Annotated in this window: 20 protein-coding genes; 6 read left to right on the forward strand and 14 right to left on the reverse strand. The window is 73.1% G+C overall.

Annotation, left to right across the window (positions count from 1 at the left end; translation table 11 throughout):
* Window positions 1-18 precede the first annotated feature (18 nt).
* Together D0T12_RS17145 and D0T12_RS17150 are read right to left on the reverse strand one after the other, a co-directional pair.
* On the reverse strand, window positions 19-459 hold the full coding sequence (locus D0T12_RS17145) for an Lrp/AsnC family transcriptional regulator (RefSeq protein WP_117400612.1): 441 nt from the start codon (window positions 457-459) through the stop codon (window positions 19-21).
* Between the two features lie 74 nt (window positions 460-533).
* A complete protein-coding gene (locus tag D0T12_RS17150; RefSeq protein WP_117400613.1) occupies window positions 534-1,556 on the reverse strand; it encodes a LacI family DNA-binding transcriptional regulator in 1,023 nt (340 codons plus the stop codon).
* A 144-nt stretch (window positions 1,557-1,700) separates the two neighbouring features.
* Between D0T12_RS17150 and D0T12_RS17155 the strand changes: the two genes are divergently transcribed.
* Window positions 1,701-2,894 carry an ABC transporter ATP-binding protein gene (locus D0T12_RS17155; protein WP_117400614.1) on the forward strand — a complete coding sequence of 398 codons (1,194 nt, stop codon included), beginning with the start codon at window positions 1,701-1,703 and terminating at the stop codon, window positions 2,892-2,894.
* Between the two features lie 233 nt (window positions 2,895-3,127).
* On the opposite strand, the gene D0T12_RS17160 is transcribed toward D0T12_RS17155, so the two are convergent.
* Window positions 3,128-4,237, reverse strand: coding sequence for a M24 family metallopeptidase (locus D0T12_RS17160; RefSeq protein WP_233526126.1), 1,110 nt, complete (start codon window positions 4,235-4,237; stop codon window positions 3,128-3,130).
* A 92-nt stretch (window positions 4,238-4,329) separates the two neighbouring features.
* Between D0T12_RS17160 and D0T12_RS17165 the strand changes: the two genes are divergently transcribed.
* Window positions 4,330-5,250 (forward strand): 5'-3' exonuclease, encoded by a 921-nt coding sequence (locus D0T12_RS17165; RefSeq protein ID WP_117400616.1) that lies wholly within the window; start codon window positions 4,330-4,332, stop codon window positions 5,248-5,250.
* Between the two features lie 254 nt (window positions 5,251-5,504).
* On the forward strand, window positions 5,505-6,251 hold the full coding sequence (locus D0T12_RS17170; protein WP_117400617.1) for a Crp/Fnr family transcriptional regulator: 747 nt from the start codon (window positions 5,505-5,507) through the stop codon (window positions 6,249-6,251).
* A 43-nt stretch (window positions 6,252-6,294) separates the two neighbouring features.
* Here the strand turns inward: D0T12_RS17170 and D0T12_RS17175 are convergent, their stop codons facing one another.
* Together D0T12_RS17175 and D0T12_RS17180 are read right to left on the reverse strand one after the other, a co-directional pair.
* A complete protein-coding gene (locus D0T12_RS17175) occupies window positions 6,295-6,951 on the reverse strand; it encodes a biliverdin-producing heme oxygenase (RefSeq protein WP_117400618.1) in 657 nt (218 codons plus the stop codon).
* A gap of 122 nt (window positions 6,952-7,073) precedes the next feature.
* The gene (locus tag D0T12_RS17180; RefSeq protein WP_117400619.1) at window positions 7,074-7,367 is read right to left on the reverse strand and encodes a DUF2470 domain-containing protein; all 294 of its coding nucleotides are present in this window, start codon (window positions 7,365-7,367) and stop codon (window positions 7,074-7,076) included.
* Between the two features lie 130 nt (window positions 7,368-7,497).
* On the opposite strand from D0T12_RS17180, the gene D0T12_RS17185 reads away from it, so the two are divergent.
* Window positions 7,498-7,866: a hypothetical protein gene (locus D0T12_RS17185; protein ID WP_117400620.1), complete on the forward strand. Its 369-nt coding sequence runs from the start codon at window positions 7,498-7,500 to the stop codon at window positions 7,864-7,866.
* A gap of 45 nt (window positions 7,867-7,911) precedes the next feature.
* On the opposite strand, the gene D0T12_RS17190 is transcribed toward D0T12_RS17185, so the two are convergent.
* Complete coding sequence (locus D0T12_RS17190; RefSeq protein WP_117400621.1) at window positions 7,912-9,090, reverse strand: carbohydrate kinase family protein; 1,179 nt, start codon at window positions 9,088-9,090, stop codon at window positions 7,912-7,914.
* 36 nt (window positions 9,091-9,126) lie between these two features.
* On the reverse strand, window positions 9,127-10,515 hold the full coding sequence (locus tag D0T12_RS17195) for a 6-phospho-beta-glucosidase (RefSeq protein WP_117401066.1): 1,389 nt from the start codon (window positions 10,513-10,515) through the stop codon (window positions 9,127-9,129).
* A 440-nt stretch (window positions 10,516-10,955) separates the two neighbouring features.
* Here D0T12_RS17195 and D0T12_RS17200 point away from each other — a divergent pair, with 440 nt between their 5' ends.
* On the forward strand, window positions 10,956-11,825 hold the full coding sequence (locus D0T12_RS17200; RefSeq protein ID WP_233526172.1) for an NAD-dependent protein deacetylase: 870 nt from the start codon (window positions 10,956-10,958) through the stop codon (window positions 11,823-11,825).
* A gap of 96 nt (window positions 11,826-11,921) precedes the next feature.
* On the opposite strand, the gene D0T12_RS17205 is transcribed toward D0T12_RS17200, so the two are convergent.
* Window positions 11,922-13,097: an MFS transporter gene (locus D0T12_RS17205; RefSeq protein ID WP_117401067.1), complete on the reverse strand. Its 1,176-nt coding sequence runs from the start codon at window positions 13,095-13,097 to the stop codon at window positions 11,922-11,924.
* 61 nt (window positions 13,098-13,158) lie between these two features.
* Here D0T12_RS17205 and D0T12_RS17210 point away from each other — a divergent pair, with 61 nt between their 5' ends.
* Window positions 13,159-13,557: a MerR family transcriptional regulator gene (locus D0T12_RS17210; protein ID WP_117400623.1), complete on the forward strand. Its 399-nt coding sequence runs from the start codon at window positions 13,159-13,161 to the stop codon at window positions 13,555-13,557.
* Window positions 13,558-13,602: 45 nt separating this feature from the next.
* Here the strand turns inward: D0T12_RS17210 and D0T12_RS17215 are convergent, their stop codons facing one another.
* The 6 genes from D0T12_RS17215 to D0T12_RS17240 form a co-directional block, all read right to left on the reverse strand.
* Window positions 13,603-14,319, reverse strand: a complete 717-nt coding sequence (locus D0T12_RS17215) for a DUF4142 domain-containing protein (protein ID WP_117400624.1) — start codon at window positions 14,317-14,319, stop codon at window positions 13,603-13,605.
* Between the two features lie 105 nt (window positions 14,320-14,424).
* Window positions 14,425-15,027, reverse strand: coding sequence for a MarR family winged helix-turn-helix transcriptional regulator (locus D0T12_RS17220; RefSeq protein ID WP_117400625.1), 603 nt, complete (start codon window positions 15,025-15,027; stop codon window positions 14,425-14,427).
* Window positions 15,028-15,086: 59 nt separating this feature from the next.
* Window positions 15,087-15,677 carry a TetR/AcrR family transcriptional regulator gene (locus tag D0T12_RS17225; protein WP_117400626.1) on the reverse strand — a complete coding sequence of 197 codons (591 nt, stop codon included), beginning with the start codon at window positions 15,675-15,677 and terminating at the stop codon, window positions 15,087-15,089.
* 155 nt (window positions 15,678-15,832) lie between these two features.
* Complete coding sequence (locus D0T12_RS17230; RefSeq protein ID WP_117400627.1) at window positions 15,833-16,693, reverse strand: ABC transporter permease subunit; 861 nt, start codon at window positions 16,691-16,693, stop codon at window positions 15,833-15,835.
* Window positions 16,690-17,613: an ABC transporter ATP-binding protein gene (locus D0T12_RS17235; RefSeq protein ID WP_117400628.1), complete on the reverse strand. Its 924-nt coding sequence runs from the start codon at window positions 17,611-17,613 to the stop codon at window positions 16,690-16,692. Before D0T12_RS17235 ends, D0T12_RS17230 begins: the two co-directional genes overlap by 4 nt.
* A 202-nt stretch (window positions 17,614-17,815) precedes the next feature.
* A complete protein-coding gene (locus D0T12_RS17240) occupies window positions 17,816-18,172 on the reverse strand; it encodes a hypothetical protein (RefSeq protein WP_117400629.1) in 357 nt (118 codons plus the stop codon).
* Window positions 18,173-18,204 lie beyond the last annotated feature (32 nt).

Raw genomic sequence — 18,204 nt, forward strand, 5'->3', positions numbered from 1 at the left:
GGCCGGCGGGAGCGCGGTTCACAGTGGCGGGCGGCGCGACTCCCAGGGGGTGCTGAGGACGACCGTCGTGCGCGTCGCGACGTTCGCGGCGGCGCGGATCTGCTGCAGCAGTTCCTCCAGCTCGTTGGGGGACGCGACGCGCACCTTGAGGATGTAGCTCTCGTCTCCCGCCACCGAGTGGCACGCCTCGATCGCCTGGAGATGGGCCAGCCGGTCGGGCGCGTCGTCCGGCGCGGCCGGATCGATCGGCTTGATCGAGATGAACGCGGTCAGCGGCAGCCCGATCCGGGTGCTGTCGAGCTTGGCGGCGAACCCGGTGATCACGCCGCGTTTCTGCAACCGGCGCACACGCTGGTGCACGGCCGACACCGACAGGCCCGTCTCCTTGGCGAGGTCGGTGAAGCTCATCCGCCCGTCGTCGGCCAGCAGCGCCATGATCTGACGATCGATCTCCTCCACGCCCGAAATCTAGCGCGCCCCGGCCGGTGCCCGGGCCCGTCTACGATCACGGATCGGCTCTGTCCGGCCGCGGCTCAGCGGCGCTGGGCGCGGGGCGGCCCGCAGCTGCCGCGCACGACCAGCTCGGTCGGCAGCAGCACCGGCCCTCCCCTCCCCCGCCGCGCCGGTTCCCGCAGCACCAGCTCGCAGGCGCGGTAGCCGACGTCGTGGCCGGGGCGGGCGATCGCGGTCAGCGGCGGGTCGCACAGCTCCGCCCACGCCACGTCGTCGACCATCGCGATCGACACGTCGGCGGGCACCCGCAGGTCCAGGCCCCGGGCGACGAGCACGGCGGCCTCGCCGAGCAGGTGCCCGGCGGCCAGGACGGCGGTGACGTCGGCGCGGCGCTGCAACAGCCCCGCCGCGGCGGCGTAGGCGGCGTCGCGGCCGGGGCGGGCGGCGACGACCAGGTCCTCCTCCACGGGCACGCCGAGTTCGGCGAGGGTGTCGCGGAACGCGCGCTCGCGCACCCGCGACGGGCTGCCGGGCGCGGCGCCGAGGAACCCGATGCGGCGGTGCCCGAGCCCGGTGAGGTACTCGGTCAGGGACCGGACGCCGCCGGCGTCGTCGGCGAGGACGGACGGGACGCCCGGCACCTCCGGCAGGACACGGCCCGCGAACACGACGCTGGAGCACACCCGGGCGGCGCCGCGCCAGTCGGCCTCGTCCCCGGCGGGCATCGCGATGATCCCGGCGACCCGCTGCCCGGCGAGCCGCTCGACGATCTGCGCCTCGCGTGCCGGGTCGCCGCCCGCCGCGTCCACGATGACGTGCTCGCCGAGGGTGCGGGCGCAGGCCAGCACGCCGGCGACCAGCTCACCGCAGAACGGGTCGGTGACGTCGGGGACGATCACGCCGATGCCGCCGCCGCCGCGCGTCTTGAGACCGCGGCCGAGGGCGCTCGGACGGTAGTCCAGCGCTCGGGCGGCGGCCAGTACCCGGTCGCGGGTGGCGGCGCTGACCGAACCCGTTCCGGAGAACACCCGGGACACCGTGGCGATGCCGACGCCGGCCGACGCCGCCACGTCCTTGATCGTCGCGGGCCTTCTGTCCGTCATGTCCGGACCGCCCCCTTCGCACGTCTTGATGAGCTTCTCATGATCTTGACTCCCGTGGAAACGTTTCCATGATGTTTACTCCAGATATCGAGTGAAACCCCTGCTCGCCAGGGGGTGTTGGAAACGTTTCCATAAGGGGTTCGGATGGCGAAGATCGTATTGGACCGGGTCGACAAGGTGTACTCCGGCGGCGTCAAGGCCGTGGACGGGCTCGACCTGGAGATCCGCGACGGCGAGTTCATGGTCCTCGTCGGCCCGTCCGGCTGCGGCAAGTCCACCGCGCTGCGGATGATCGCCGGGCTGGAGGAGATCACCGGCGGGAAGATCTCCATCGGCGACCAGGTCGTCAACGACCTCGCCCCCAAGGACCGCGACATCGCGATGGTCTTCCAGAACTACGCCCTCTACCCCCACATGACCGTCGAACAGAACCTCGCGTTCGGCCTGAAACTCCGCGGCACCCCCAAGGCCGAGATCAAGCAGAAGGTCCACGAGGCCGCCAAGATGCTCGGCCTCGAACAGTTCCTGAGCCGCAAGCCCGCCGCGCTCTCCGGCGGCCAGCGGCAGCGCGTCGCCATGGGCCGTGCGATCGTCCGCCAGCCGCAGGCGTTCCTCATGGACGAGCCGCTGTCCAACCTCGACGCCAAACTCCGCGTGTCCATGCGCGCCTCCCTCAGCCAACTGCACGAACGGCTCGGCGTCACCACCGTCTACGTCACCCACGACCAGGTCGAGGCGATGACGCTCGGATCGCGGGTCTGCGTCCTGCGCGACGGGAAACTCCAGCAGGTCGACACGCCCCAGCGCCTGTTCGACAACCCCGTCAACCTGTTCGTCGCGGGCTTCATCGGCTCCCCCGCGATGAACTTCGTCACCGCCGACCTCACCACCGGCGACGGCGGCGCCAAGGTCTCCTTCGCCGGATACACGCTGCCGGTCCCGGCGTCGGTCCTGGACGGCAAGCCGGGCCTGCAGAACTACCTCGGCCGCAAGGTCATCCTCGGCATCCGCCCGTCCGACTTCGAGGAAGCCCACTTCGCCGCACCCGAATGGGCGCCGATGACCGTCCACAGCACCGTCACCGAAGAACTCGGCAGCGAGATCAACGTCCTGTTCACCATCGACGCCCCACCCGTCGAGCACAAGGACACCGTCGCCCTCGCCGAAGACGTCGACGACGGCGAAGGCGACATGGCCGTCCCGCTCACCGGCGACAAGGCGCTGTGCACCGCCCGCGTCAACTCCCGCTCACACGTCCGCCCCGGCCAGCAGGTCGACCTCGCCGTCGACACCCGCCGCCTCCACTTCTTCGACCCGACCAGCGGGCTGGCGCTGTAGCCCAGGGGGACGCCCCCCTGGAACCCCCCGTTGCGAGCAGGTCGATCCTCACGCCACGGCGCGGGTTCGCTGGGACCGTGCGGGTCGCGTCGTGGCGCTGCGGTCGACCTGCTCGACGGTTCGCGCGGCCTCCGGCGCTGGGGCGCCGGAGGCCGCGCGCACCGTGACCCGGGCTGGGGTTCGGTCCAGGGACCGGAGTTGTGACTCGTCCAGGAACCGGGTTGTGCTCGGTCTCAGTCGATGATTTTGAGGGTGTGGTCGGTGAGGTTCATGGGGGTGTGGCCGTCTTCGGTGCAGACGACGATGTCCTCGATGCGGGCGCCGTGCGGGCCGGGGTAGATGCCCGGCTCGATCGAGAAGGCCATGCCCGGTTCGAGGGGTTCGAGGTTGCCCGCGACGATGTAGGGGTCCTCGTGCGACTCCAGGCCGATGCCGTGGCCGGTGCGGTGGAAGAAGTGCTCGCCGTACCCGGCGGCGGCGATGACGTCGCGGGCGGCCGCGTCCACCGCCTCGGGCGTCGCGCCGGGCCGGACGGCCTCGCGCGACGCCCGCTGCGCCACCACCAGCACCTCGTAGTACGCCCGGTAGTCCGCGGGCGGTTCACCGACGCAGTAATTGCGGGTGGAGTCCGAGCAGTAGCCGCTCGGCATCGTCCCGCCGATGTCGACCACGACGGGCTCGCCGGGGCGGATGACGCGGTCGGAGAGCTCGGCGTGCGGGTTCGCGCCGTTCGGGCCGGACCCGACGATGACGAAGTCGACCTGCGCGTGCCCCTCGGCGGTGATCGCGTCGGCGATGTCGCGGCCCACCTCCCGTTCGGTCCGGCCGGCCTTGAGGATGTCCGGCACGCGGCGGTGCACCCGGTCGATCGCCTCGCCCGCCTCCCGCAGCGCCGCGACCTCCGCCGGGCTCTTGCGCATGCGCAGTTCGCGGAGCACCGACCCGGCCGCGACCTGTTCGGTGTCCGGGAGCGCCGCGCGGAACCGCAGCGCCATCACCGCCCACATCCGGTCGGCCACGCCCACCGTCGCCAGGCCCCTCGGCAGCCGGGCCGCGACCAGCGCGTACGGGTCGTCGGTCTCGTCCCACGGCACCAGCTCCACGCCGAGCGCGCCCGCCGGGGACGCCTGCGCCGCGGGGACCTCCAGCCGCGGGACGACCAGGAACGCCTCGCCGCCGGTCGGCACCACCAGGCAGGTGAGCCGCTCCAACTGCTTGGCGTCGTACCCGGTGACGTACCGCAGGTCCGGGCCGGGTGTCAGCAGTACCGCGTCGAGGCCCGCCTTCGCCGCCGCGTCCCGCACCTGCCCGAGACGCTCCCGCGGATACAACTCCGTTGTCACACCCGTCTCCATTCTCCGGTCGTGTCTGCGGTACCAGGATCGCAGGAGCGTCCACACGGCGCCGCCCCGGCCCGCATGGCACGATGTGGCGCATGAGCGGGCTGATGCTGCTGGACACGCCGTCGTTGTACTTCCGCGCCTTCTTCGGGGTGCCCGAGTCGGTGACCGCGCCGGACGGGACGCCGGTCAACGCGGTCCGCGGCCTCATCGACATGATCGCGCGGCTGGTCCAGGACCGCCGTCCCGACCGGCTGGTGTGCTGCATGGACGCCGACTGGCGGCCCGCGTTCCGGGTGGCGGCGCTGCCGTCCTACAAGGCGCACCGGGTCGCCGACGACGGCGGCGACCAGACCCCCGACGCGCTGGAGACGCAGCTCCCGATCATCGACGCGGTGCTGGACGCGTTCGGGCTGGCGCGGGCGGGCGTCCCCGGGTACGAGGCCGACGACGTCATCGGCACGCTGGCGACGCGGGGCGCGGCGGACGGCGCCGTCGACATCGTCACCGGCGACCGCGACCTGTTCCAGCTGGTCGACGACCGCGGCCCGGTCAGCGTCCTGTACACGGCGCGGGGCATCAGGAACCTGCAGGTGATGGGTGAGAAGGAGGTCGCGGCCAAGTACGGCATCCCCGGTCGCGGCTACGGCGACTACGCCACGCTGCGCGGCGACCCCAGCGACGGCCTGCCGGGCGTCCCCGGCGTCGGCGACAAGACCGCCGCCGCGCTCGTCACCCGGTTCGGGTCGGTCGAGGGGATCCTCGCGGCCCTCGACGCCGGGACCGACGAGGGTTTCCCGGCGGGCGCGCGGCGCCGGATGGAGAGCGCCCGCGAGTACCTGGCGGCGGCCGAGACGGTGGTGCGGGTCGTCACCGACATCGACGCGCCGGAGTTGGCGGCGCTCGACGACCGGCTCCCGCAGGGGGCGCGCGACCCGGAGGCGCTCGTCGCGCTCGCGGACCGGTGGAACCTGTCGAGCCCCGTCAACCGGCTGCTGAACGCGCTGGCCCGCTGACCGTTTCCATGCAATTTTCGGTGAGAGTGTCAGATGACGCAGACAGGGGGTTCTTCCGCGTGCAGCATCCTGCTCAGTGAGGGGTTCTCATTGGGTTGAAGGCAGTGCGCCGCCGCGGGAACGGACCATGACGCCCGTCGCCGCGGCGGCCACGAGAGCGACCGGTACCCGCGGCGCTGGGCCTCATCGCCCCACTCCCCCCATCTGCCGTGGGTACCGGTTCACCCGACCCCGAGAACCGGAGATCCGCAGCCGTGACGCAGCCCCCGCCGACCGACCGACCGACGACACCGGAGCCCCCCGGCTTCTGGGACGCGCTGGGCGCGGCGGAACGCGCCGCGTTGCGGGCGGTGGCGCGGCCGAAGCGGTACGCCCCGCGGACGCCGCTGTGCTACCAGGGTGACGACTCCGAGCACATCGTCGTCATCGAGTCGGGGTGGACGAAGGTGACGTCCACCAGCGAGGACGGCCGGGACGTGGTCCTCGCGGTGCGCGGGCCCGGCGACCTGGTGTGCGAGAGCGCGGTGCTGGGGCGCCGGGAGCGGTCGGCGACCGTGGTGGCGCTCACCCCGCTGCGCGCGCTGGTGGTGCCCGCGTCCCGTTTCACCGGCTTCCTGGACGCCCATCCCGGGATGTGGCGCCTGGTCAGCGGGACGTTCGTGCGGCGGCTCGACGACGCCGACCGCAGGCTGCAGGCGCACGTGTCCGCGCACGGGGCGCGGCGGCTGGCGATCCTGCTGACGCGGCTCGCGGACCTGTCGGCCCGGCACGTCCCGCCGGACGCCGACGGCGGTGTCGAGATCGGCCCGCCGCTGTCGCAGGAGGAACTCGGCAGCTGGATGGACGCCTCGCGGGAGACCGTCGCCCGCGCGCTCGGCACGCTGCGGGCCGAGGGGCTCGTCCGCACCGGCCGCCGGAAGATCACGGTGGTGGATCCGGAGGGGCTGCGGGCGTTCGCCCGCGCGCCGGAACGTTCCCCGGCCGACTCCTTTACATTGTAGATTCGTAACCCGGGTCGAGGTCCGCGGTCAGGCGGCACCGCGGTCAGGCGGCGCTGGAGCGCAGGCCGCGGTCGAGGTCCGCGGTGACGGCGGCGTTGAGACGGTAGGCGGCCCTGACCTCGTCGATGACGCGTTCGCGCTCGTCGTCGTCCCACGGCGCGGCGTCCAGGAGGGCGCGGTAGCGGTCCTTGTACGCCTTGGGCTTGCCGGGGAACCGGTAGAAACGCACGCCGTCCGCGCCGGGTTCCAGGTCGAGGGTCTTGCGGACCTGGAGGCCGATGTACTGCCCGCCGGACAGGTCGCCCAGGTAGCGGGTGTAGTGGTGGGCGACGAAACCGGCGGGCCAGTCGAAGCACACGTCGCGGAGCCGGTCGCGGTACCGTTCCGTGGCCTCGCCGGGCTCGATTCGGGCGCGCCAGCGGGGGCCGTAGAAGTAGACCAGGTCGGCCTCCAGCGCGTCGCGGCGGCGCAGGCCGGGAAGGTCGAACGGACCGGCGACCGGGTCGGACGCCATCCGGTCGGCGGCCTCCTCCAGCAGCTCGTACACGGGGTGCAGCTGCGCCACGAACAGCGCGTACTCGTCGCGGGCGAGGCGGCCCTCGACGAGCGCGCTCATGTAGGCGGAGCCGCCGGTGTCTCCGTGGTCGCCCCAGGTGGCGGCGCGCAGCCGCGCGGAGAACGACTCGTCCGTGCTGGTCATCCCGGCCTCCTTCGTCCCTTGAATTTAGGCTAGCCTTACCTAAATTGGTTGGGAAGGTGCGGCGGTGAAGTTTCCGACGTGACGTCGGCTACTTTACCGACAGGGTGTCGGGAAGGCCAGGGTCAGCCGCCGAGCGCGGCGCGGGCCTCCTCGGTCATCCGGACGACCTCGCGACGGACCTGCGGGCGTTCGGTGAGCCGCTCACTGAAAGGGATCCGTACGGGGTGCTCCACGCCGCCGTCCATGACGGCGAACTCGATGCCGTCGGCGTCCATGCCGGTCATCCGGGCTGCGGTGGCGCCGGGCCGGTCGGCGAGCGCCCGGCAGATCGTCAGGCAGTCGGCGGCGTGGTCGTCGTTCATGTGCCGCATGATCTGCCGCACGACGTCGTCGCCGAAGGGTCCCTCGTCGGCCATTTCCGTCCTCTCCTCGGGTCTGCGGCGGAGCCTACCCGCGGCGGGCCGGCCGAGGCCGCGGGCTCGTTAGCCACCGGATCGGCGGGTATGGGGACGAGATATCTGAAACGCCTGAAACAGGGGGGAAACGATGGGCGACTCACATCACCCGATCCGGGGCGAGCACCGGTACCAGCAGGAGGTGTCCTCGACCGAGGAGCACGAGGAGCGGCCGGGCCGCAGCATGGTCACCACCGACCACGAGGTCATCCGCCGCTGGGCCGAGGATCGCGGCGCCGAGCCGTCGACCGTGCCCGGCAGCGAGTACGAGGGCAGGCCCGGCAGGCTGCTGTTCGACTTCCCCGGCTACGGCGGCGAGAACCTGGAGCACATCTCCTGGGACGACTGGTTCCGCACGTTCGACGACCGTGAACTCAACTTCCTGTACCAGGAGCACAGGAAGGACGGGTCGCAGAGCAACTTCTTCCAGCTGGAGAACCCGGGACGCGGCGACCGGTAGGCCGCCTGGAGGAGCGGCCCGACTCCGGGGCCCTGCGGTGGCCCGTCAGGGCGAGTGCCGCGGGGCGTCGCGGAGGGTGGGTTCGGCGCGGACGGCGTCGTCGGGCGCCGAGTCGGGGATGTGGTCGACGACGAACGCGTACTCCTTCAGTTCGTCCTCGGGCACCTCGCCGGACTCGCCGAACGCGGCGATCTCGCCCCAGCAGGGGGCGCCGAGGGAGCCGCTGCGGTGCCGCACCGACAGGCCCGCGCACAGGTTGGCGAACCTGAGCCGTTCCGCGAGCGGCATGCCGGCGAGCGTGCCGAACAGGAACCCGGCGCCGAACACGTCTCCGGCGCCGGTCGCGTCGAGCGCCTCGACGGGCAGCGCGCCGGTCTCGGCGACCTCGCCGGTGCGGGCGTCGATGGCGATGGCGCCCGCGCCGCCGCGTTTGACGACGACGACCGGCACCCGCGCGGACAGGGCGCGGGCGGCGTCCTCGGGCGTGGCGGTGCGGGTGTAGGCCATCGCCTCGACGGCGTTCGGCAGGAACACGTCGACGTCCCGGAGCCGGTCGAGGACCTCGCTGGACCACGTCTCGGTGGCGTCCCAGCCGAGGTCGGCGAACACGGTGGTGCCCGCGGCGCGCATGTCCCGCGCCCAGCCGGGGACGGGACGTTCGATGTCGACGAAGCAGGCCCGCGCGGTCGGCGGCGCGCTGCCGAGCGCCTCCTCGTAGCCTTCGCCGGTGCCGGTGCCGGTGCCGATGTCGGGGACGGGCTTGGCGTAGGTGACCATGCTGCGGTCGGAGTCGTAGGCCAGCGACACCGTCACCGGCGTCGGCCAGGACGGCACGCGGCGGGACCGGGCGAGGTCGACGCCCTCCTGCTCGGCGAGGGTGCGCCAGAGGTAGGCGCCGAAGAGGTCGTCGCCGAACGCGGCGGCGAGCCCGACGCGCAGGCCGAGCCTGCTCATCGCGACGGCGATGTTGGCGATGCCGCCGGGCGCGGAGCCGAGCCCCTCGGTGAACAGTTCGGTGCCGGGCGGCGGCAGCCCCGGCAGCCCGGTGAAGATCATGTCCATGAAGACCTGGCCGGACAGGAAGACGTCCAGGTCGGGTGTCGGTCCGGGCCCGGTGTCGCGGGCGCGGCGGAGCCGTTCGGCGACGACGCCGCGTTCGGCGCACGGGTCCGACAGGTCGGGCTCGGGCGGACGGCCCGGTGCCGTGTCGCGCACGGTCGTCATCGCGGCTCCTCGAACGTCATCGCGTCTCCTCGAACGTCATCGCGTCTCCTCGAACACGGCGGCGACCTCGGGGATGCGGTCGATGTAGCCGTCCAGGAGCCGGCGTCCGACCGAGACGGAGTCGACGAGGGGGTGCAGCGCGAACGCCTGCGCGGCGGCGGCGCGGGACCCGGTCAGCGCGGCGCCGATCGTCAGGCGTTCGACGGCCTTGACCTGCTGCATCAGTCCCGTCTGGTGCAGGTCGGGCGGGGTGGGCGGGAGGGGGTGGACGCCGCGGGCGTCGACGAGGGTCGGCACCTCGACGACGGCGTCGGGCGGCAGTTCCGCCACGGTTGGACCGTTCCGAACGTTGAGGATCATGGTGGCGGGCTCGTCGCGGCCGATCGCGGCCATGACTTTCACCGCGACTCCGGCGTAGCCCTCGTCGACCGGGTCGACGGCGCCGTGGTCCGCGAGTTCGGTGCCGGTCGCGGCGCCCTTCATCTCGGCCATGTAGCTGGCGCTGCGGGACGCGACGGCCTCGCGCCACGCCCGCAGCGCCGCGCCGCCGGGCGCGGCGGCGATTCGTTCGTAGAACGCGGCCTGCCGGGCGGCGAGGAACTCGCCGCGGGTCCGCGGCGCGTCCCGGGTGGCCCGCACCGCCTCCCGGTTGAAGTAGTAGTAGTACAGGTATTCGTTGGGGATGACGCCGAGGTCGCGGAGCCAGTCGCGGCCGAACACCACGCCCTCCTCCAACGCGCCGAGCAGGCCGTCGTCGGCGAGGACGGCGGGCAGCACGTCCGTGCCGTCGTGCAGGACGCGGCGCGTCCAGCCGAGGTGGTTCAGGCCGACGTAGTCCAGTCGGAGCCGGGCGGCGTCGAGGCCGAGCGCGGCGGCGACGCGGGCGCCGAGCCCGGACGGGGTGTCGCACACGCCGAGGACCCGGTCGCCGAGGACCGCCTGCATCGCCTCGGTGATCATCCCGGCGGGGTTGGTGAAGTTGATGACATGGGCGTCCGGGGCGACGGCCCTGATCCGGTGGGCGATGCGCGTCATCACCGGGATGGTCCGCAGGCCGAAGGCGATGCCGCCGGGGCCGGTGGTCTCCTGCCCGAGGACGCCCAGGTCGAGCGCCACCCGCTCGTCGCGGACCCGGCCCGCGGCGCCGCCGACGCGGATCGCGCAGAAGACGAAGTCGGCGCCCTCCAGCGCGCGGTCCAGGAGCGTCGCGGTGAACACCTTCGGCGGGGCGGCGCCGGCGGCGCCGGTGTCGTTCGTGGTCCCCTCCGCGATCGCCGCGAGGATCGCCGCCATGACCCTGAGCCGTCCGGCGTCGGTGTCGTGCAGCCAGACCTCGTCGACGCGCGGGGCGCCCCGGTCGCGCAGCAGCGCCTCGTACACGTGGGGCACCCGGAACCCGCCGCCGCCGAGAATGGCCAGCTTCATGCGATGTACACCTTCCCGTCCGCCTGGCGGCTGAGCTCGAGAGTCCGGGGATCGGCGCCGGCGGTGGTGACGAGCGTCGATCCGGGCGCGGGAGCACGCGCACTCCCTGTCGTCGACGGCGTGGCCGTCCGGGCGGGCCCCGGCGCGGCTGAGGGACACGAGGTCGGCGTGGACCTGCCGCGACGCGGTCTCGGCGCACGAGCCGGCGAGCGTGAGGTCACGCACGGCAACGTAACACCGTTGGTCGACTTCCGTCATCATCCGGCCTTCACGCTCGAACTCCGCCATTCGGCCCCTCCCCCACCTGCGTGCTTGAGGGCCGCGTCGCGGCGGCGGCGGTCGACGCCGCCGGGGGCGGCTGTTCTCGTCCGGCGAACGGTGACCCTCCGTCAGGGGGAACGTTCACCCGGCCGGTCGTGCACCATGGAAGGGTGACGCGGGTGGTTGAGGAGCTTTTCGCCGACGGCGGGACGGGGGCGGGCGCGCGGCTTCGGCTGCTGGCCGACCTGGTCGCCGACGGCGACGTGGTGGTGCTGAGCGGCGCGGGCCTGTCGACCGAGTCGGGGATTCCGGACTATCGCGGGGAGACGGGGCGTCGACGGCGGGCCGAGCCGATGACGTACCAGACGTTCACGGGGTCCGTGGAGGCGCGCCGCCGGTACTGGGCGCGCAGCCATCTGGGGTGGCGGCACATCACCGCGGCCCGGCCGAACGCGGGGCACCGCGCGGTCGCGGAGCTGGGGCGCCGCGGGCTGCTCTCGGGGATCATCACCCAGAACGTCGACGGGCTGCACCAGGCCGCCGGCGGGGACGGGGTGATCGAGTTGCACGGCGCGTTGGCGCGGGTCGTGTGCCTGGCGTGCGGTGACCGGACGCCGCGGGCGCGGCTGGACGAGCGGCTGCGGGCCGCGAACCCGGGCTGGGAGGAGCGCGTCGCCGCGACCGGGGAGGTCAATCCGGACGGTGACGTCGTCCTCGGCGACGCGGAGACGGCGGCGTTCCGGGTGGTGGACTGCGAGCGTTGCGGCGGCACCCTGAAACCCGACGTGATCTTCTTCGGGGAGAACGTGCCGCCGGCCCGGGTCCGGGAGTGCTACGCGCTCACCGAGGGCGCGGGCGCGTTGCTGGTGCTCGGGTCCTCGTTGACGGTGCTGTCGGGGTACCGGTTCGTCCGGCACGCCGCCGAGCACGGCGTCCCGGTGGGGATCGTCAACCGGGGCGCGACGCGCGGCGACGGGCACGCCATGGTCACGTTGGACGCCCCGCTCGGCGCGACGCTCCAGGCCCTGCTCGCCGAACTGGACCGCTGACCGCCCCGGACCGGGCGCCGGTGGCGTCTCCGCGAAGCCCGGAGACCGGCCTCCCGTCCGATGTGCCGGCGGACGTGGCGTTCTCGCCGGTGATGCTCACGGTCGTAGCGGCGCCGTCGCCTCTTCGTGCCGGGCGCCGCGTGGGGCGCGGGCGGCCATGACCGTCATGAGCAGACCGCACGCCGTCAGGCCCGCGGCCAGCAGGTAGATGGGCCGGGGACCGGCGGCCGAGTCGGCGACCAGGCCGCCGAACACGCCGGCGCAGGCGGCGGCGACCTGGTATCCGGAGGCGTTGACGGCCATGGCCAGCGTGGGCGCCTGGGCGGCGGTCGTCATCACGCGTGCCTGCATACCGGGGATGATCGCGAAGCCGAAGAGGCCGATGGCCCCGACCGCCACCACGGTGAGGGACGTGGACGTCGCGACGAACCAGCCGCCCACCAGGATCACGGCCAGCAGGCCGAGCAGGGCGGGCTGGAACAGCCGGGGGTCGCGGTCGTAGAGCGCGCCGCCGACGACGTTGCCGATCGTCGCACCGGCGCCGTAGGTGAGCAGCAGGAGCGGCAGCCGGCCGGCGGGATGCCCGGCCAGGTCCGTGAGCAGCGGGGCGAGGTAGCTGAACACCATGAGCACCCCGGCGTTGCCGACCGCGGTGGTGGCCAGCGCCACCAGGACCGGGGCGCGGCGGAGCACGCGCAGTTCGGAGATCGCCGAGGTCCGGTTCTCCTCGGCCGGCGGGGTGAGCCACCGGCGCGTCAGGCCGAGCCCCAGCAGGCAGGCCACGGCGATGGCGGCGAACGTCGTGCGCCATCCCCACTGGCCGCCGAGCTGGGTCCCGATCGGCGCCCCGAGGATCATGGCCAGGTTCATCCCGAACGCCAGCCGGGCGACCATGGCCCCGGCCCGCTCGGGGGGCGCGGACCGCACCGCGATCACGACCGCCTGGGCGAAGAAGGTCGAGGTCACCAGCGCCGTGACCACCCGAGCGGCCAGCAGGAGAGAGAACTCGGGAGCCAGGGCGGAGGCCGCGTTCCCCACCACCGCGACGGCCAGCAGCGCCGACAGCAGCCGTTTCCGGTCGGCTCCGGCGGTCGCCGCGGTCAGGAGCGGACCACCGATGATCATCCCGGCGGCGTAGGCGGTGACGAGCAGCCCCGCGGTACCGACGGTGACGTCGAGGTCGGAGGCGACCTCGGGCAGGATCCCGGCGACGACGAACTCACCGGTGGTGATGCTGAAGACGCAGAACATGAGGATGACGAGGCGAGACATGTCCCGCACGCTAAAGTCTCACGTTGACGTGAGAGTCAAGTCGAGGGGCGAGGGATTCCCGGTGAGGATCGGAGAGCTGGCGAAGCGCACCGGTGTCAGCGTGCGAGCGTTGCGCTACTACGAGGAGAAGGGTCTCCTGTGGCCGGACCGGACCCCCGGCGGGTACCGCGTCTTCGCCGACTCCGACGTCCACAGGGTCGCGCACGTCCGGACCCTCCTCGCGGCCGGCCTCCGCATGGAACTCATCCGGAAGATCCTGTCCTGCCTGTCCGGCGATTCCCTGCTCCTGGACGACTGCCGCGGACGGCTCGAGGGGGAGCGCCGCAGGATCACCGCCGACATCGACCGGCTCGTCCACACGCGGTCGCTGCTCGACGACCTGCTCGCGACCACGCGAGCCGAGACCGCCGCCGCTGCGGATGCCGACCACGCCGTGCCGTCCGTCGCGGTGGACCCGTGACCGCCCGCCGCGAAACGTCGTGACCGCGCCCGTCGCGGGTGACGGCTACCCGCCGATGACGGAGGTGGCGGCGGGTGCGGGCGGCCGCGGCTGGTTGGCGCCGCCCGGCTCGGGCGCCTCGGTGACGGCGGGCGGGTCGGGCAGCGTGTCGCCGGTGACGAAACCGGTTCCCTCCAGCAGCGTCATGTGGGTGTGGACGAACGTCTCGCACTGCTTGGCGAACCGGCGGACGAGGGTGTTGCGGGTGCTGGCGCGGACGGCGGCGATCCGCTGGTAGAGCAGGCCCTGCGCCATGCGGAGCCGTGCCACGGCGGTCTTGTCGTAGTCGGTGCCGGACTTGCCGCCGATCTCCGACATCCAGCTCAGCTGTTCGGCCGTCGGCCGGTCGGGCAGTGGGACGTCCAGTTGCGCGGCGACGCCGCGGTCCAGTTCGTCGAGCCGTTCGTGCCGGCGGGCGATCTCGGCGAGGTCGCGGCGCGTGGCGGGCCGGGAGGCGCGGCGGGCGGCCTCCCGCCCGACGGGGATCTCCCACAGCGCGGCCTGGCGGACCTGGACGAGCAGGGCCCGGTCGGCGGGGCCGAGCGGCCCCCACCGGGTGGAAACGGTGGCCTGGCGGGCGTTCTCGGCCGCGATCCGTGAGGGCTGCGCTCCGCCGTCGCCGGACTGGCGGGCCATGGGGGCGCAGCCGCCGAGCAGCAGCGCGGTGGCCAGCGCGGTGGTCAGCATGCACGCCGCGGCGGCGTGGGGCCCGGGTGTTCGCATCCGCCGCCGTCCTTCCGGGTGGGTGGGCGTCGCCGGGCAGTACGTCCCTCCGGGCGGCGAGGTTCACCGCGCCGAGAGTGATTGCGGCGGTCCGGGGAACGGTCCTCAGGTCCAGCCGAGGGGGACGGCGGTGGTGACGGGGGGTTCGCCGCCCGCGTCGGTGAAGGCGCGCAGCGCGGCGACGAGGTCGTGGCGGCGGGGGGCCGGCATCCGGGCGACGATCGTGGCGATGTCCGCGCGGCGGCGGGCGGTGACGTCGTCGACGATGGCGCTGCCGGCCGCGGTGAGCTGGATGCGGATCTCGCGGCCGCTGTCGGGGCTGGCCTGCCGGTCCACGAGCCCGGCGGCGGTGAGCCGGTCCACCATCCGCATGGCGGTGGACGGGTTGACGCCGAGTGCCCCGGCGAGCGTGACGAGTTTCAGCGGCCCCCGCGAGGACAGCACGACGAGCAGCCGGAACTGCGGGAGCGTGACGGCGTCCTCCACGGCGGCCAGGGACCGCACGGAGATCGCGACCAGCAGCCGCGACGCGGTCAGCACCGCCGAGGTGACCTCGTCGACACCGTCCTCCTCGGCGGGCTCGTCGGCGGGCTCGTCGGCGTGTTCGTCCGTGTGCTCGGCGGCGCGTTCGTCGGTGTGCTCGTCCCCGCGTGAGGCGCGGTGTTCGTCGCGACGCTCGTCGCCTGTGGGGGCGCCCTGCTCGCTCATGCCGACTTTCTACAACGCCCCGCCCCGGGGGCGCCATGGCCCCCGGGTCCCGCACGCGCTCACCAGTCCGGGGGGTCGACGGGGCGCAGCAGGGCGATCAGCCCGGCGGTCGAGCGGACGGCGTCGATGCCGGGGTCCATGAGGATGTGCAGGAGCAGGCCGTTGAGCAGCGCGCCGATCACCACGGCGAGGGCGGCGGGGTCGGCGTCGGCGCGCAGCCGCCCGGCGGCCTGGTTCTCGGTGAGCCGGCTCGTCAGCGCGTCGCGGAACGTCCGGATCTGCCGGATGCCCTCCTCGTGCAGTTCGGCGTCGCGCAGGCCGTGCATCAGCGCCTCCGCCAGCACCCGCTGCCCGGGGGTTCCGGAGCCGCGTTCGGCGAGGCGGCGGATGGCGGTCTGGACGCCGTCCAGGGCGTCCTCGGCGCGCAGCACGGCCCCGACCGGGCCTTCCAGTTCCTTCTCCACCGCGTGCATGACCGCGGCCCTGCGCAGCCCGTCGATCGTGCCGAAGTGGTAGTGCACGAGCGCGTTGTTGGCCCGTGCCCGTTCCGCCACGAGCCGTGACGTCACCGCGGACCAGCCGCTTTCGGCCATGACCTCGACGGCCGCCCGCAGCAGCCGTGTCCGTGTCGGAGCCTCGTCGTCCACCATCGCACCCCCGTGTCGGTCAAGCGTCTGAGCACCTCTAAGCAGTAGTCGGGATCGTTGCTCAGTGCAACGTTTTTCGGTGCGGGGGCCGGATGGGGAAACACCGGAACGCCCGGCCGGGGGCCGGGCGTTTCGAAGGTGTCGGGTGCGGGCGGGTGTCAGGCGTCGCGGCGTTTGAGCAGGACCGACGCGATGCCGAGGAGCGCGGCCGTCCACAGGGCGAACACGCCGTACCCTTCCCAGGGGCTGAGGATGTCGTCCTCGCCCTGGTGGGCCTTGGAGATCAGGTACCCGGCCTCGGACGGCAGGTAGGCGTGGACGTGCTCACCGATGCTGCCGGGCAGCAGCGAGGCGAGCGGCGCCAGCACCAGCACGAACCCGATCACGCCGGTGATGCCGCCCGCGGGATGCCGCACGATCGCGCCGACGGCCAGCGCGAACAGGCCCAGCATCGCCAGGTAGAGTCCGCCGCCGATGACGGCGCGCAGCACACCGTCGTCGCCGAGCGACACCGACGCCTTGTCGCCGAAGAGCGCCGCCCCGATGAAGAACGACACGAACGACACCACGACCCCGAGGACGAGGACGACCAGGCCGAACACCGTGGCCTTCGCCCACAGCATCGGCAGCCGCCGCGGCACGGCGAGGAGGCTGGCGCGGATCATGCCGGTGGAGTACTCGGAGGCGATGATCAGGACGCCGAGGACGCAGATGGTCAGCTGGCCGAGGAAGAACCCGCTGCCGAGGATGAAGCTGACCGGGTCGGCGGTGATCGACGCCTGGTCCTCGGGTTTCATGTCGTCCCACTGCGCGACGGTCAGACCCACGAACAGGGCGGTGAACCCGAGGACGAGGAGGAACAGCAGGATCAGCGACCACAGCGTGGAGCGCACCGTGCGGATCTTCGTCCATTCGGCGAGCATGAGCCGCCCGAACCCCGGCCGGGAGTAGGCGGGCGGCGCCTGCGCGGGCCGCGCGTCGGCGCCGGACGTGGCGGCACCCGTCGTGGCAGGGCTCATCGGGTCTCCTCCGTCCCGGCGCCCGCGCCGTACTCGACGCTGTCGCGGGTCAGCTCCATGAACGCGGCCTCCAGCGAGCCGCGCTTCGGGGTGAGTTCGTGCAGGACGACGCCCTCGGCGGCGGCGAGTTCCCCGACGCGCGGCGCCTCCATGTGGGTGACGGTGAGCGTCCCGTCCCCGTCGGGGCTGACCTTGGCGCCCTCGCCGACGAGGACGCCGGTGAGCCGTTCGACGTCCGGGCTGCGGACGATCACCATCTTCTCGGTGCTGCGCTCGATGAACTCCTCGGTGGAGCAGTCGGCGATGAGCCTGCCGCGCCCGATGACGATGAGGTGCTCGGCGGTCACGGCCATCTCGTTCATGAGGTGGCTGGACACGAACACGGTCCGCCCTTCGGCGGCGAGCCGCTGCATGAGCGTCCGGATCCAGACGATGCCCTCGGGGTCGAGGCCGTTGACGGGCTCGTCCAGGATCAGCACGGACGGGTCGCCGAGCAGCGCGGCGGCGATGCCGAGCCGCTGCCCCATGCCGAGGGAGAAGCCGCCGGCGCGCTTGCGGGCCGCGCCGGTGAGGCCGACGAGCTCGACGACCTCGTCGACGCGCTTCTTGCCGATGCCCTGCGTCTGCGCCAGGCACAGCAGGTGGTTGTAGGCGCTGCGGCCGGTGTGGACGGCCCGCGCCTCCAGCAGCGCGCCGACGACGCGCAGCGGCGCGGGCAGCTGACCGTAGTGAACGCCGCAGATGCGCGCGTCGCCGCGGTGCGGCCGGTCGAGGCCGAGCAGCAGCCGCATCGTGGTCGACTTGCCCGCCCCGTTCGGGCCGAGGAACCCGGTCACCCGCCCGGGAACGACGGTGAAGGACAAATCGTCCACGGCGGTCTTGTCGCCGTAGCGTTTGGTGAGGTTCTCCGCCTCGATCATGCACACATCCTGTGTGTTCGTCGCCGATTCCGTGATCAGGCTCACATTAGCGGCCCGGATACCGCCGCCGGCTCCTCCGTGAAGCGGATCCGTCTCCGACCTCGGGAGGGTGCCGCGACCGCGTCGGTCATCGCCGCGGCGGAGACGGGGGCAGGGGCCCTCCCGGCGCGGGAGGGCCCCTGCCCGGGGGCCGGACAGCGCGTCAGGCGGCGCCGTCGGCGGCGTTGACGTCCTTGTGGAACCGCTTGTGGACGTAGAGCCTCTCCCCGAGCGTCTCGCACCGCCACCACAGGCCGCTCGGCGGCCCGATGCGGGTGTCGCGGGGCAGCTCCCGCAGCACCTCGACGACGGGTGTCGTGCGCAGCCGCCCGGACCGGCACACCAGCACCCGTTGGTCGGTGACGACCACGACCCGGTAGGAGTTGGCGATGATGAGGATCCAGAAGGAGATCAACGCGAAGTACTGGCTGGTCGTCTGGGCGCCGAACACCGCCTGGATGTTCTCGCCGGGCTTCAGGACGTGGGCCGCGTTGGCGCGCATCTTGTCGCGGATGGCCACGGTGGGGACCTTTCTCGTGTGACTCGTGGGCG

It is taken from the genome of Actinomadura spongiicola (assembly GCF_003432485.1).
Taxonomy (GTDB): domain Bacteria; phylum Actinomycetota; class Actinomycetes; order Streptosporangiales; family Streptosporangiaceae; genus Spirillospora; species Spirillospora spongiicola.

Bases quoted from the DNA above. Each gene is read 5' to 3' on its own strand.
- D0T12_RS17235 (WP_117400628.1), bottom strand. From the start codon at position 17,613: ATGATCGAGGCGGAGAACCTCACCAAACGCTACGGCGACAAGACCGCC.
- D0T12_RS17205 (WP_117401067.1), bottom strand. From the start codon at position 13,097: ATGTCTCGCCTCGTCATCCTCATGTTCTGCGTCTTCAGCATCACCACC.
- D0T12_RS17220 (WP_117400625.1), bottom strand. From the start codon at position 15,027: ATGAGCGAGCAGGGCGCCCCCACAGGCGACGAGCGTCGCGACGAACAC.
- D0T12_RS17155 (WP_117400614.1), top strand. From the start codon at position 1,701: ATGGCGAAGATCGTATTGGACCGGGTCGACAAGGTGTACTCCGGCGGC.
- D0T12_RS17165 (WP_117400616.1), top strand. From the start codon at position 4,330: ATGAGCGGGCTGATGCTGCTGGACACGCCGTCGTTGTACTTCCGCGCC.
- D0T12_RS17150 (WP_117400613.1), bottom strand. From the start codon at position 1,556: ATGACGGACAGAAGGCCCGCGACGATCAAGGACGTGGCGGCGTCGGCC.
- D0T12_RS17230 (WP_117400627.1), bottom strand. From the start codon at position 16,693: ATGAGCCCTGCCACGACGGGTGCCGCCACGTCCGGCGCCGACGCGCGG.
- D0T12_RS17195 (WP_117401066.1), bottom strand. From the start codon at position 10,515: ATGAAGCTGGCCATTCTCGGCGGCGGCGGGTTCCGGGTGCCCCACGTG.
- D0T12_RS17225 (WP_117400626.1), bottom strand. From the start codon at position 15,677: ATGGTGGACGACGAGGCTCCGACACGGACACGGCTGCTGCGGGCGGCC.
- D0T12_RS17175 (WP_117400618.1), bottom strand. From the start codon at position 6,951: ATGACCAGCACGGACGAGTCGTTCTCCGCGCGGCTGCGCGCCGCCACC.
- D0T12_RS17190 (WP_117400621.1), bottom strand. From the start codon at position 9,090: ATGACGACCGTGCGCGACACGGCACCGGGCCGTCCGCCCGAGCCCGAC.
- D0T12_RS17180 (WP_117400619.1), bottom strand. From the start codon at position 7,367: ATGGCCGACGAGGGACCCTTCGGCGACGACGTCGTGCGGCAGATCATG.
- D0T12_RS17185 (WP_117400620.1), top strand. From the start codon at position 7,498: ATGGGCGACTCACATCACCCGATCCGGGGCGAGCACCGGTACCAGCAG.
- D0T12_RS17215 (WP_117400624.1), bottom strand. From the start codon at position 14,319: ATGCGAACACCCGGGCCCCACGCCGCCGCGGCGTGCATGCTGACCACC.